The following is a 14329-nucleotide window of genomic DNA, read 5'->3' on the forward strand; positions in this document are numbered from 1 at the left end:
AATACACTCAAATTTAAGGAATTGAATTTTCCATCCTGACATTTGTCATAAAAACACAATGTTAAGTTTGTGTTAAATGGATTTTAGAGGTGAAAAATGTGGATAATATCATTAAAAAAGATGTATCTTATCGAAATTTTTGGTAGTTAATCGTATAAGCATACAAAAAAACAAGCCTAAAATTCAAACAACTTTATGAATACCCCCGTAACCAAATTTTTGCTTGGCCTTTGCTTGGCTTCTTCTATTTATACGACTACTGCCCAAAATACATCCAACGCATTATCATACGCGAGTAAGCTGGACAACCATAAAATTCTATTGAGTGCGGTAAATGCAACGGAATTGGGTGCTTTACTTCAAAAATCAGGGCCTTTTACCATTTTTGCGCCTTCTGATGCCGCCTTTGAGAAATTTTCGAACAATAAAATAGCAGAATTGATCAAATCGGAAGACAAAAGAGCCTTGAAATCTTTGTTGTCTTACCATATTGTTGCCGGACAACTTACCGCTTCCCGTATGTTGCGCGCCATTGGAAGAGGCAATGGAATGGCCAGTTTTACAACCGTTCAGGGCAAAAAATTAACGGCACACTTGGATGGATACGATATTGTGCTCACCGACCCCATTGGCAATACTGCAAGAATTACGGCGGCCGACCTTAATCTGGAAAATGAAGGTGTGGTTCACGAAATAGACAGTGTTATCCTACCTACCCAAATGTAATTAGCGAAGTTCCGCCCCCAATTCCTTTTGGTATTGCGACAATAGTTTACCCATTATCTTTTCAATCTGCTTGTCTGTCAAAGTCTTTTTCTCATCCATTAGGGTAAAGCTCACCGCATAGGATTTTTTCCCTTCAGGAAGGTTTTTACCTGTATATACATCGAACAGATTTACTTTTTTAAGCAGTTTTTTTTCGGTATTCCAGGCAATGTCGTACACTTTTTGGAAGGAAACAGAATCGTCCAATAACAAAGCAAAGTCCCTTGTTACCTCTGGGAACTTAGGGATTTCCTTGAAAGCTATATTTTGGGTGCTGACACATTCCAGAATGGCATCCCACTCCAAATCGGCATAAAATACTTCTTGCTTAATGTCGAATCGCTTTAGAGCTGCCTTTCCGACCAGTCCTAAAGACACCAAGGCCTTATTGTTTTTCACATAGGAAACTCCCTCTGCAAAATCTGAATCCGTTAGTGGTTTTGTGTCAATATCCCTTATGCCCAAACGCTCAAAAACATTCTCTACAATACCTTTTAAATAGAAAAATTCAGATCTTTTTGAGGCAACGGCCCAACTACTTTGTGTGCGTTCCCCAGAAATGAAAATGGCCAAGTGCTGCTTTTCTTGATGGCCATTGTCCACTTTGTGGTAGGTTTTTCCAAACTCGAAAAGCTTCAGGTCTGTTTTTTGTCTATTGTGGTTGTAGCTAACCGTTTGTAGGCCGGAATGTAGCATGGAAGTTCTTAAAACCGATAAATCGGAGCTCAGCGGATTCAACATCTGTACGGCGCTTTCATCTTTTGAAGCAATATCGGACGAGACCAGGCTATTGGTCATAATCTCAAAGAACCCTTTCGCGGCCAATGTATCTCCGATCACATCTTGAATCCTGTAGTTTTCAAAACGTGATGATTTGGCAATGGAGGCGTTCAGTTTTTCCTTAAAATCAATATTATTGTAACCATAAACCCTTAAAATCTCCTCGATCACATCAACCTCTCTGGTAACATCCACCCTGTATGTTGGTATGGTAAGGCCCAGTCCGGACTCCGTAACGTTGTTGATTCGTATTTCCAATGCGGAAAGTATGGATTTTATGGTATCCTGCGGAATTTCCTGTCCAATCAAAGAGTTGATTTTGTTGAAGGTCAAGAATACCTGTCTCTCCTGTGGCTTTTTGGGAAATAAATCGGCAATTTCGGAAGTAATATATCCGCCTGCGATTTCCCTAATCAAAAGAGCAGCCCTTTTTAGGGCATATTTGGTCATGTTGATGTCGATACCTCTTTCGAACCTAAAGGAAGCATCAGTATTCAATCCATGTCTTTTTGCTGTTTTTCTTATGGAGACTGGGTCAAAATAGGCACTTTCCAAAAAGATAGAAGTAGTGTGCTCGGTAACTCCGGAGTGAAGCCCCCCAAAAACACCGGCAATACACATAGGGCTACCTGCGTCGCAGATCATCAAATCATCTTCATGCAATTCGCGCTCCACTTCGTCCAAGGTCGTGAACTTGGTGCCGGCGGGCAAGGTCTTTACCTCAACTTTGTTCCCTTTTATTTTTGATGCATCAAAAGCGTGCAACGGCTGACCCAATTCGTGAAGTACGTAGTTGGTAACATCCACAACATTGTTGATCGGGGCCAATCCAATCGCCTTCAATCTGTTTTTTAACCAATCTGGAGAGTCTTGAACTACAAGATTGCTGATCGTAACCCCGCAATATCTTGGGGCAAGGTCACTTTCCAGAACCTCTATATCAACCTTTAACGATCGGTTGTCAATAGAAAAATTACTAACCGAAGGTGTTACCAACTCCTTTTGAATCTCTTTTTGCTCCAATCCAGCCTTAAGGTCGCGAGCCACACCAAAATGACTCATGGCATCGGACCTGTTGGGGGTGAGTCCTATCTCAAAAACTTCATCGTTTTCAATTTCAAAAACTTTGGAGCAAGGCGTGCCGGGAACCAGCTCCTCGTTCAGTACCATAATTCCATCATGGCTTTCTCCAAGGCCTATTTCGTCTTCGGCACAGATCATGCCTTGGCTCACCTCGCCACGAATTTTCCCTTTTTTTATTACCCAAGCCTCTCCCTCTTTGGTGTAGAGCGTAGTGCCAACGGTAGCTACGGGCACTTTTTGTCCCGCCGTTACATTGGGTGCTCCACAAACAATTTGTAGAGGGGCTTCTTGGCCAACATCAACAGTAGTTAATTTTAATCTGTCCGCATTTGGGTGTTTTTCGCATGTGAGCACATGTCCTACGACAATGCCCTTTAAACCACCCTTAACTGATTCAAATTGTGATATGCCCTCAACCTCTAGGCCTAAATCCGTTAAAAGTTCGCCTGTTTTTTGAGCATCCCAATCAATTTGCAAAAATTGCTTCAACCAGTTGTAAGAAATCTTCATACCCCATTTTTAGAGGGCACAAATATATAACAATAGGGGAACAGATTCAACGATAATAATGACCTTAAGCCGTAAGCAATGATTTGTTTTAAAATGTATTTCCTACATTTAGGTAAAATCTTTCACTTTATGAATAAGATAGGGTTGGCGATAGTAGGCCTTGTAGTTATATTGACCTCATGCGTAAATGCTGAAAAAAATAAATTGAATGTGGGCGATTGGCTGGGAAAAATTGAAGTTTCAGAGTCGCAACAGTTGCCTTTTGAATTTACACTTTCACAAAATGTAGATGGCGGATATGAGATGAAAGTATTCAATGCGGAAGAAGTTATCACTATTGATGAGTTTACCTTTAACGGGGATTCCATCGATATCCGTATGCCTATTTTTGAGGGGCATATTTCGGGTACTTATTCTGCAAATGAGATAACCGGTGAGTTTATTGAAGAGAGTAAAGGGCGAAAGGTCCCTTTTAGGGCCACTTATGGTACTCAGGATCGTTTTGAGGCAGAAAAGGATGCAGCGGTTAATATTTCGGGCATTTGGGAAACCTATTTTAAGGTAAATACTGAAGATGAATATCCTGCAAAAGGCATTTTTATGCAGAACGGAAACAAGGTTAAAGGAACTTTTAGGACCAAAACAGGGGATTACCGCTATTTGGACGGCGTTGTTACCGGGGACAGCATGAAATTATCCGCTTTTGATGGTTCGCACGTATTTTTGTTTTTGGCACAAGTAACCGATAGCACTTTGGATGGTAAGTTTTATTCTGGAAAACATGCTGTCCAAGAATTTATGGGCGCCAGAAATGAAGCTTTTGAACTTCCAGATTCCAACGACCTCACTTATTTGCGTGAAGGTTATGATAAGTTCGATTTTTCCTTTCCAAATTCAGATGGAGAGATGGTGAATTTGGACGATCCCATGTTCGATGACAAGGTTGTGCTGGTTCAAATTATGGGAACTTGGTGCACCAATTGTTTGGATGAAACACGGTTTTATGTGGATTTTATCAAAAACAATCCCGATATGGATTTGCAATTTGTGGGATTGGCATTTGAATATGCCAAAACGGAGGAGAAAGCCTTTGAGGGCATAAAAAGACTCAAGGAAAGAGAGGAAGTACCTTATCCAATCCTTTTGGCACAATACGGAACATCTAATAAGCAAAAGGCCAACGAAAAACTGCCGATGCTGAACCATATCCTTTCTTATCCTACTACAATTTATATTGATAAAACCGGGGAAGTCCGCAAAATACACACGGGCTTTAATGGGCCGGCAACGGGTGATAAGTTTGTCGAATTCAAAAAGGATTTTAATAAAATAATCAAAGAGCTGACTTCTGAAGCGCCTGAAAATGAGAGCTAGTTAAATAATTATGGACTTACCAGAGAGGAAGGCTGCGGCTTGGGTTTTTGAAGTTAAAGGTTAGATGATGGAAGTCAGAAGTGTGAAGTCAGAAGTTTTGAACTTGAGCTTGATAAGGACATTAAATTATTGTGGACTTGCCCAAATCGATGTTCTCATCATTCATAAGGGTATCATCTTCAATATCCACAATATTATGGGCAATAAAGTCCCCAACCTGATTAGTACCGTATTGACTGTTTTCCCTTAAATCGGGAGTAACGATTCCTTTCTTCAAAGACTTATCCACCGCCTTTTTTACGGCCCATGCCTCTTCAGTAAGTCCAAAATGCTCCAACAGCATAGCCGCGGAAAGTATAGAGGCAATCGGGTTGGCAATATCTTTACCTTTGGCCTGTGGATAAGAACCGTGAATAGGTTCGAACAACGCATTTTCCTCACCAATAGAAGCTGACGCCAACAATCCGATAGAACCACCAATAACGCTACCTTCATCTGAAATAATGTCCCCGAACATATTCTCTGTTAAAATAACATCAAACTGTTTGGGGTTGAGTATGATCTGCATGGCAGCATTGTCCACGAACAAAAAATCCAACGCCACCTCCGGATAACTTTCACCGATTCGTGTAACAACTTTGCGCCAAAGCCTTGAAGATTCCAAAACATTGGCCTTATCTACCAAAGTAAGCTTCTTTTTACGACCCTTTGCGGCCTTAAAAGCCAAATGGGCAATACGGCTTATTTCTTCTTCGGAATATTCACAAAGGTCAGAGGCTTTTGTACCTTCTTCATTCAATGTTTTCTCCCCAAAATATATCCCACCGGTAAGTTCACGGTAGATTACAAAATCAGTTCCATTGATCACTTTCTTTTTTAGAGGGGATTTATCCAACAAAGTTGGATGTGAAAGTATGGGTCTAATGTTGGCAAACAGCCCAAGTGCTTTGCGCAATTGAAGCAAACCTTGTTCGGGCCTAACTTTTGCATCGGGGTCGTTATCGTATTTTGGGTCACCAATAGCGCCAAAAAGCACGGCATCCGACTCTTGACATAATTTTAAGGTAGTATCGGGCAGTGGAGTCCCATTTTTGTCCATAGCAATGGCACCAATAGGAGCTTCTTTAAAAATAAAATGGTGATTAAAGGTCTCTTCAACGGCATTTAGGCATTTTACCGACTGGGCCAACACTTCGGGTCCAACACCATCTCCAGCTAGCAATGCGATTTTCAATATCATATGACAGTTACCATGATTTAAGCCAAGCTCTTCATTCCGATATTGCTGGTTTCAACAATCTCGTGGATGTCCTCATCCAAAATTTCTTTTTTAACGTCGGCGTACTTCAAAAAGTTTTGGTACACCGTATCCAATTGAAGTTTTGTGAGTTCGTAACCTACATTTTTGGCACGGTAAGCCAATGCTGCGCGTCCACTTCTTGCAGTCAATACAATGGAAGATTCGCTGACCCCAACATCTTTAGGGTCAATGATCTCGTAGGTTTCCCGGCGTTTGATCACCCCATCTTGGTGAATACCGGAACTGTGTGCAAATGCATTGGAGCCCACAATTGCTTTGTTGGGCTGCACGGGCATGCCCATTTTTTGAGAAACCATGGTACTGGTGTCCCAAAGCAATTTACTGTTGATGTTGGTATCCAAATTCAAGTGCGGATGTTGTCTCATTATCATCACGACCTCCTCCAAAGAAGTGTTTCCTGCTCTTTCCCCAATGCCGTTTATGGTGCACTCAATTTGTCTTGCACCGTTCACCACACCTGCAATGGAGTTGGCGGTGGCCAATCCCAAATCGTTATGGCAATGACAGGAAAGAATGGCTTTATCAATGCCTGTTACGTTTTCCTTCAAATACTTCATTTTGGCACCATACTCTTCCGGTAGGCAATATCCTGTAGTGTCAGGAATGTTAAGTACGGTTGCTCCGGCTTTGATTACCGCTTCGCAGATTCTGGCTAAAAACTCATTGTCGGTACGTCCAGCATCTTCCGCATAGAACTCAACATCTTCTACAAAAGTTTTGGCATAAGCAACGGCATCAACGGCACGTTCTATAATTTTATCTTGGGTTGAGTTGAATTTGTACTTAATATGTGATTCGGAAGTTCCGATACCCGTGTGTATTCTTGGTCTTTTGGCATCTTTGATGGCTTCGGCGGCTACTTCAATGTCCTTTTTCACGGCACGGGTCAATCCACAGACCGTTGCATTTTTGACCAATTTGGCAATTTCGTTCACGGATTTGAAATCACCGGGACTGGATATGGGAAAACCTGCTTCGATCACATCAACTCCTAGTTCATCCAATCGTTCGGCAATAATCAATTTTTGCTCGGTATCCAGTTTGCAACCTGGTACCTGTTCTCCATCTCTTAGTGTTGTGTCAAAAATTTCTACCTTATCTTTACCCATTATCTCAACCTGTTTTTTACTATGACTAACGAAAGTAGTAAAGGAAGGCTGAAGACGAAAAACAGCTGGGAGCATGTTACAACGTTAAACTGCTTTTGGTGTGATTTAAACAACTGATAAACAATATTTTAAACAATATTTTTTACGATGACAAATGCCCACAAGGACGCTTTGTTTGTACTGGTAAAATCGCTTTCCAAATCCGAAAAACGACAATTTAAGCTCTATGTTGGCCGATTGGGGGTTAATACGGATGCTAAATTTTTGGCTTTGTTCAATCTCTTGGATAAGATGCGGAAATATGATGAACGGCAGATTTTGGATAGCGGTATTGTCAAAAAATCACAACTTTCCAACCTTAAGGCACATTTATACAAGCAAATTTTAGTGAGTTTGCGATTGAACCCTGTAAACCAAAACGTTCGTATTCAGATACGCGAACAACTGGATTTTGCTACCATTCTGTATCAAAAGGGACTCTACAAGCAAAGCTTGAAGATTTTGGAGAAGGCAAAGAGTTTTGCCATTGAGAATGAGGAGAAAAACGTTGCATACGAGATTGTGGAGCTGGAAAAGGTAATCGAGACCCAATATATTACCCGAAGTATACCCGATAGGGCGGATGAACTTGCCATTGAGGCCAAGGAACTTTCTGCACAAAATGTAATGACAAGCAAGCTCTCCAATCTTTCGTTACAGTTGTATGGAATGATGTTGAAAGTGGGTTATGTGAGAAGCGACGAAGATCTTCAAAAAGTAAAAAGTTATTTTGATGAGCATTTGCCCAAATATGACATTGAGAAACTTGGTTTCCGTGAAAAATTATGGTTGTACAAGGCACATTTGTGGTACAGCCTTTTGATTCAGGACTTTTTGTCAGCCTATAAATACGCCAGTAAATGGGTGGATTTATTTTACGATAACAAACATATGATTCCACTGAACCCTGTATTCTTTTTAAAGGGCAATCATTACTTGTTGGAGTCGCTTTTCTTTGTAAAATACGCATCGCAGTTTAGGGAAACCTTGGAGCGATTGGAGGATCAGGTGCAAGACCCTAAGTTTCCCAAAAATGACAACATAAGCTCATTGGCCTTTTTGTATATCAACACAAACAAATTGAACCTTCACTTTTTGGAGGGAACTTTTGACAAGGGCATTTATTTGGTGAATATCATCGAGTATGGCATCAAAAAACACAGACAACAAATAGATGAGCATCATGTGATGTTGCTCTATTACAAGATTGCATGTCTTTACTTTGGAAATGGGGACAACAAAAACTGTATTGCCTACCTCAAAAAGATAATTTCCAACAAAAAACTAAAGATGCGCGAGGATTTGATGTGCTTCGCACGAGTTTTGAGCCTTGTGGCACATTACGAAGCGGGTATGGATTATCATTTGGAAGTACAGCTTAAGAGCACGTACAAGTTCTTGCTGAAAATGAACGACTTGCACGAGGTTCAGAAAGAAATGATTAAGTTTCTCAGAAACCTTGGAAACATTTACCCTACCGATTTAAAAGGGGAGTTCCAAAAGTTGTACAATGAGTTAAAGAAATACGAGAACCATCCTTACGAGAAAAGGGCATTCTTGTATTTGGATATTCTTTCGTGGTTGGAAAGCCACTTGCAGAACAAGCCCGTAGGACAGATAATCAGGGAAAAAGCCTTGGCAATTACTCGCTAGCACAGGCGCTCCAAACGGGGTCTTCAGGTGGAGGTGCCAAAAATGACATGGGTTCTTTTTGCACGGGGTGTACAATTTCCAAACTTCTAGCATGTAGGTGGATACCGCCATCCTTGTTACTGCGGTCGGCACCGTATTTTAAATCCCCTTTAATGGAACAGCCAATGGCCGCCAATTGTGCCCTTATTTGATGGTGCCTGCCCGTTTTTAAGTCAATTTCCAACAAGAAGTAGCTGTCCAGTTTTTTTATGATCTTATAATCCAAAACAGCTTTTTTGCTATTGGGCACTTCTTTGGTGTGGGCATAGGATTTGTTTTGCTTGGGGTTGCGCACCAACCAATGGGTCAAGGTCCCGCTTTCTGGGACTGGGGGATTTTTCACAACCGCCCAATACATTTTTTTGGTTTCTCCTTGGGCAAACATCTTGTTGAGTCGGGGCAAGGCTTTGGATGTTTTGGCGAAAAGCACGATTCCCGAAGTAGGGCGGTCCAATCGATGCACCACACCCAAATACACATTGCCAGGCTTGTTGTATTTCTCTTTAATATATTGCTTTACCACTTCGCTGAGGGGGTCGTCGCCGGTTTTATCGCCTTGTACAATATCACCAACGCGTTTGTTGACGACAATTAAGTGGTTGTCTTCAAAAAGTATCTGAAGATTGGATTTATTGGAATGTTGCTTATTGTTAATAGCCAATTGCTAATCGTAATTTAGTAAGACTCTTCTTCATTAGGGAAATCCTGACTTTTTACATCATCCACGTATTGGGATATGGCATTGCTCATTTCATCATAAAGATTGAGATATCGCCTCAAAAATCTTGGATGGAACTCATGCGTCATCCCCAACATATCATGCACTACTAAAACCTGACCGTCTACGTGATTGCCAGCACCAATACCAATTATTGGAATGGAGACACTTTCTGCTACCTCTTTGGCCAGTTTTGCTGGGATTTTCTCCAAAACAATGGCAAAACAGCCCAATTTCTCCAATAATTTGGCGTCAGACTTCAATTTTTCAGCCTCTTCTTCTTCTTTGGCGCGTACAGTATATGTTCCAAATTTATAAATGGATTGTGGGGTAAGCCCCAAATGTCCCATCACGGGAATGCCTGCCTGAAGGATTCGTGTTACGGATTCCTTGATTTCACTGCCGCCCTCTACTTTAATGGCGTGGGCTCCACTTTCTTTCATGATCCGGATGGCCGAACGCAGGGCTTCCTTGGAATCGCTCTGGTAACTACCAAAAGGAATATCTACAACCACAAGTGCCCTTTTAGCAGCCCTGACCACGGAGGTGGCATGGTAGATCATTTGATCTAGGGTAATGGGCAAGGTGGTTTCGTGGCCCGCCATTACATTACTGGCGGAATCACCCACCAAAATGGCATCCACATTGGCGCCATCCACAATTTTGGCCATGGAATAATCGTAAGAGGTGAGCATACTGATTTTCTCACCGGTCTTTTTCATATCCACCAACGATTTTACCGTTACCCTTTTATATTCTTTTTTAGCTGTAGACATCGTATTTATATTTGATGGCTAAAAGTAAGCAGATTTGTTTAATTTAGGCTTCAATCAAAAAACTAATACCATGAGAAGACTGTTAAGTTGCGCAGTACTTTTTGCTTTGGGTACATTAGGATATGCCCAAGGACCCAATCCATCAAACGGAGGAGCTGAAAATCGGGTAAAGCAAGTGATCGAAACTTTTTTTGATGGTTTCCATAAGCAAGATTCAACCATTATCAAAAGCACTGTGGCCGACGAAATCGTATTGCAAACAACAGGAAGAAGCCATGAAGGAAAGACACTTTTTAAGACGGAAGAATTTTCAAAATTTTTAAAATCAATTGCCGGCATACCTGAAACTACCAAGTTTGAAGAAAAACTCACATCTTTTTCCATTCAAGTGGATAGAACTATGGCCAACGCATGGGTGGGTTACGAGTTTTGGTTGAACGGTAAGTTCAGTCATTGCGGTATCAATTCCTTCCAGCTCATCAATTTTGATGGGGAATGGAAAATCATCTACCTGATTGATACCAGGGGCAAGGAAGGTTGTATGGATTAACAATCACTCAAAAATACGCCTACGGCAAGCCCTCCTTCAGAGGTTTCCTTGTATTTGGAGCTCATATCCTTTGCGGTTTCCCACATGGTATTTACTACTTTGTCCAACGGTACCTTTACTTCACTTGGGTCTGTATCCAATGCCAATTCTGCTGCGTTGATGGCTTTAATGGCCCCCATGGCATTTCGTTCAATGCATGGAACCTGCACCAATCCTCCAATCGGGTCGCAAGTTAAGCCAAGATGATGCTCCATAGCGATTTCGGCAGCAATCAGTACTTGTTCGGGAGAACCGCCCATAAGTTCGGTGAGCCCCGCTGCGGCCATGGCCGAGGATACCCCAATTTCCGCTTGACAACCACCCATGGCTGCGGAAATGGTGGCACCTTTTTTAAAGATGCTCCCCACTTCGCTGGCGACCAATAAAAATTGTTTTACATCGTCAAAATTGGCATCGTGGTTTTCAATCACCATATAGTAGGTCAGAACGGCGGGGATTACACCTGCACTTCCGTTGGTGGGTGCGGTGACCACTCTTCCCAATGAAGCATTCACCTCGTTGACACTAAGGGCAAAACAGCTCACCCATTTAATGATCTGTCGGAATTTCACTTCTGTATCCCGGATGCTTTCCAACCATTCCTGTGGATTGGAGTAGGGGACGTCCCCTTTAAGTTTTTGATGCATTTCAAAAGCCCGCCGCTTTACGTTTAAACCGCCCGGTAGTTTACCTTCGGTGTGGCAGCCGATGTACATGGATTCCAGCATGGTGTTCCAAATTCTGGAAATTCCTTCGTTTATTTCTGGTTCCGTGCGCAGAGAAAGTTCGTTTTCCATCACAATTTGAGAGATGGACTTGTTTAGGGCATTACAGTGTTGAAGCAGTTCATTTCCAGTTCTTACAGGGTGAGGAAAGGTTTTAAAAGTTTCTTTGTTTTCTTTGGCGTGAATACGCTCTTCCTTCACCACAAATCCTCCACCGATTGAATAATAGGTTTCGGAGATTATTTCTCCGTTGGTCAGTTCGGCTTCAAACCGCATACCGTTGGCATGAAAAGGAAGGAATTCTTTCTTGAACACAATGTCATTCATAAAACTGAACGGAATCTCTCGCTTTCCACCAAAATTGAGTTTGTTATCGGCCTTGACGTCGTCTATTCTTCTTGAAATACTGTCAATATCAACAGTTTCAGGGTCAGTACCTAACAATCCCATTACCACGGCAATGTCAGTGGCATGTCCTTTTCCCGTGAGGCAAAGCGACCCGTACAGATACGCCTTAATGGATTGGACATCATCAAAAACCGCTTGTTCTTCAAGCTCAGCTATCCAACGTTCGGCGGCACGCCAAGGGCCCAAGGTGTGTGAGCTGGAGGGCCCAACACCGATCTTAAGCATATCAAACAAACTTATGCACTCCATAAACTCAATTTACAGTCTCAAATATAGGAAGCTAAAAGGGATAAAATGCGAATATTTAAATATCCAAATAGTTTTTTCAAAATTGATTAGAATACCTGCAATTTTTGCTTAGATTTTGAAAGGTTTTTATAATTGTATGACAGCTTGTCATATTCTTGGACGTGGCATAATCATTGACATTTTAAGAGCGAAACGAAAACGAATTTTTAAACAGATATAACTTTAGATACGATGAGCAAGATTATAGGTATAGACTTAGGTACGACCAACTCCTGCGTCTCTGTAATGGAAGGTAACGAGCCTGTGGTAATTCCAAATGCCGAAGGTAAGCGTACTACTCCATCGATGATTGCATTTGTTGAAGGTGGGGAGATCAAGGTCGGTGACCCTGCAAAAAGACAAGCCGTGACCAACCCTCACAAAACGATTTATTCCATTAAGCGATTTATGGGTAACAAGTACTCAGAATCCAGCAAGGAAGCCAAAAGGGTTCCTTATAAAGTGGTAAAAGGAGACAACGATACTCCTAGAGTGGATGTTGACGGACGCATGTACACACCTCAAGAACTTTCAGCGATGATTCTTCAGAAAATGAAGAAGACTGCTGAGGATTATTTGGGACAAGATGTAACCAGAGCGGTAATTACCGTTCCAGCATATTTTAACGATTCACAAAGACAGGCCACCAAAGAAGCTGGTGAAATTGCAGGTCTTACTGTGGAACGAATCATTAACGAGCCAACTGCTGCATCTTTGGCATACGGTCTCGATAAAAAGGACACAGACCAAAAAATAGTGGTATTCGACTTTGGTGGTGGTACGCACGATGTTTCCATTCTTGAATTGGGTGACGGTGTTTTTGAAGTATTGGCCACAGATGGTGATACCCACTTAGGTGGTGACGATGTTGACCAAAAAATTATTGATTGGTTGGCCGAAGAGTTCAAGAAAGATGAAGATATGGATCTTCGTGAAGACCCAATGGCGCTCCAGCGTTTAAGGGAAGCTGCAGAAAAGGCCAAAATCGAGTTGTCTTCTTCTGCACAGACAGAAATCAACTTGCCTTACGTTACAGCAACGTCTTCAGGACCAAAACACTTGGTAAGAACATTGTCCCGTTCCAAATTTGAGCAATTGATTGCCGATTTGGTAAGAAGAACAATCGAGCCCTGTGAGAAAGCATTGAAGTCTGCAGGACTTTCCAAAAGCGATATAGACGAGATTATCTTGGTAGGTGGTTCTACCCGTATTCCTGCGGTACAGGAAGCCGTTGAGAAATTCTTCGGTAAAAAACCATCCAAAGGTGTAAACCCAGATGAGGTGGTGGCCATTGGTGCCGCTATCCAAGGTGGTGTGTTGACGGGAGATGTAAAAGATGTACTTCTGTTGGATGTTACCCCACTTTCTTTGGGTATTGAAACTATGGGAAGCGTGTTCACTAAATTGATTGAGGCGAACACCACCATCCCAACCAAGAAATCACAGGTATTCTCTACCGCAGCGGACAATCAACCTTCGGTTGAAATCCACGTACTGCAAGGGGAAAGACCTATGGCGGCGGACAACAAAACTATTGGTAGATTCCACTTGGACGGTATTCCACCAGCACCAAGAGGTACACCTCAAATTGAAGTGACCTTTGATATTGATGCAAACGGAATCATCAAGGTTTCTGCAACCGATAAAGCTACTGGGAAGTCACAAGACATCCGAATCGAGGCATCTTCTGGATTGACCGAGGAAGAAATCGAAAAGATGAAAGCAGAAGCTGAGGCGAATGCCGAGGCGGATAAGAAAGCCAAGGAAACCGCTGATAAGCTGAACGAAGCCGATGCCATGATCTTCCAAACTGAAAAGCAATTGAGCGAGTTCGGCGATAAACTGTCCGACGACAAGAAAAAGCCGATCGAAGAGGCTTTGGAAGAATTGAAGAAAGCTTTTGAAGGCAAGGACTTAGCGGTTATAGAGCCAGCTTTGGAAAAAATCAACGAAGCTTGGAAAGTAGCTTCCGAAGAAATGTACAAAGCACAAGCTGAAGCACAAGGCGGCGCTGCGGGAGCAGGAGCTGCTGGAGCAGACGCAACCGGTGGCGATAGCGCTGGAAAGGGAGCCTCTGAAGGAGACAACGTGGAAGACGTTGACTTCGAAGAAGTGAAATAAGCTTACTTAATTTATATAAATAGAAAAACCC

11 protein-coding genes are annotated in these 14329 nt (G+C 42.1%); 5 read left to right on the forward strand and 6 right to left on the reverse strand.

Features of this window, described 5'->3' with window-relative positions; genetic code table 11:
* Window positions 1-195 precede the first annotated feature (195 nt).
* Complete coding sequence (locus AC13CC_RS06770; protein WP_482876249.1) at window positions 196-726, forward strand: fasciclin domain-containing protein; 531 nt, start codon at window positions 196-198, stop codon at window positions 724-726.
* On the opposite strand, the gene pheT is transcribed toward AC13CC_RS06770, so the two are convergent.
* The gene (pheT, locus tag AC13CC_RS06775; protein WP_482876252.1) at window positions 727-3138 is read right to left on the reverse strand and encodes a phenylalanine--tRNA ligase subunit beta; all 2412 of its coding nucleotides are present in this window, start codon (window positions 3136-3138) and stop codon (window positions 727-729) included.
* A 129-nt stretch (window positions 3139-3267) separates the two neighbouring features.
* Between pheT and AC13CC_RS06780 the strand changes: the two genes are divergently transcribed.
* The gene (locus tag AC13CC_RS06780) at window positions 3268-4512 is read left to right on the forward strand and encodes a peroxiredoxin family protein (protein WP_482876254.1); all 1245 of its coding nucleotides are present in this window, start codon (window positions 3268-3270) and stop codon (window positions 4510-4512) included.
* Between the two features lie 121 nt (window positions 4513-4633).
* Here AC13CC_RS06780 and leuB read toward each other — a convergent pair whose 3' ends face one another.
* On the reverse strand, window positions 4634-5752 hold the full coding sequence (gene leuB / locus AC13CC_RS06785; RefSeq protein WP_482876255.1) for a 3-isopropylmalate dehydrogenase: 1119 nt from the start codon (window positions 5750-5752) through the stop codon (window positions 4634-4636).
* A gap of 17 nt (window positions 5753-5769) precedes the next feature.
* Window positions 5770-6942: a 2-isopropylmalate synthase gene (locus AC13CC_RS06790; RefSeq protein ID WP_326279389.1), complete on the reverse strand. Its 1173-nt coding sequence runs from the start codon at window positions 6940-6942 to the stop codon at window positions 5770-5772.
* Window positions 6943-7089: 147 nt separating this feature from the next.
* On the opposite strand from AC13CC_RS06790, the gene AC13CC_RS06795 reads away from it, so the two are divergent.
* Window positions 7090-8634, forward strand: coding sequence for a hypothetical protein (locus AC13CC_RS06795; protein WP_482876257.1), 1545 nt, complete (start codon window positions 7090-7092; stop codon window positions 8632-8634).
* On the opposite strand, the gene AC13CC_RS06800 is transcribed toward AC13CC_RS06795, so the two are convergent.
* Both AC13CC_RS06800 and panB read right to left on the reverse strand, forming a co-directional pair.
* On the reverse strand, window positions 8624-9328 hold the full coding sequence (locus AC13CC_RS06800; RefSeq protein ID WP_482876268.1) for an RluA family pseudouridine synthase: 705 nt from the start codon (window positions 9326-9328) through the stop codon (window positions 8624-8626). The two genes, AC13CC_RS06795 and AC13CC_RS06800, sit on opposite strands and share 11 nt — an antisense overlap.
* Before the next feature lie 20 nt (window positions 9329-9348).
* Window positions 9349-10167 (reverse strand): 3-methyl-2-oxobutanoate hydroxymethyltransferase, encoded by an 819-nt coding sequence (gene panB / locus AC13CC_RS06805; RefSeq protein WP_326279393.1) that lies wholly within the window; start codon window positions 10165-10167, stop codon window positions 9349-9351.
* Window positions 10168-10237: 70 nt separating this feature from the next.
* Here panB and AC13CC_RS06810 point away from each other — a divergent pair, with 70 nt between their 5' ends.
* Window positions 10238-10717 carry a nuclear transport factor 2 family protein gene (locus AC13CC_RS06810; RefSeq protein ID WP_326279395.1) on the forward strand — a complete coding sequence of 160 codons (480 nt, stop codon included), beginning with the start codon at window positions 10238-10240 and terminating at the stop codon, window positions 10715-10717.
* Here the strand turns inward: AC13CC_RS06810 and AC13CC_RS06815 are convergent.
* A complete protein-coding gene (locus AC13CC_RS06815) occupies window positions 10714-12138 on the reverse strand; it encodes an L-serine ammonia-lyase (protein ID WP_326279396.1) in 1425 nt (474 codons plus the stop codon). The genes AC13CC_RS06810 and AC13CC_RS06815 overlap by 4 nt on opposite strands.
* A 231-nt stretch (window positions 12139-12369) precedes the next feature.
* On the opposite strand from AC13CC_RS06815, the gene dnaK reads away from it, so the two are divergent.
* A complete protein-coding gene (gene dnaK / locus AC13CC_RS06820; protein ID WP_326279398.1) occupies window positions 12370-14298 on the forward strand; it encodes a molecular chaperone DnaK in 1929 nt (642 codons plus the stop codon).
* The last annotated feature ends 31 nt before the right edge of the window (window positions 14299-14329 follow it).

Source organism: Flagellimonas sp. L-11, from assembly GCF_056857735.1.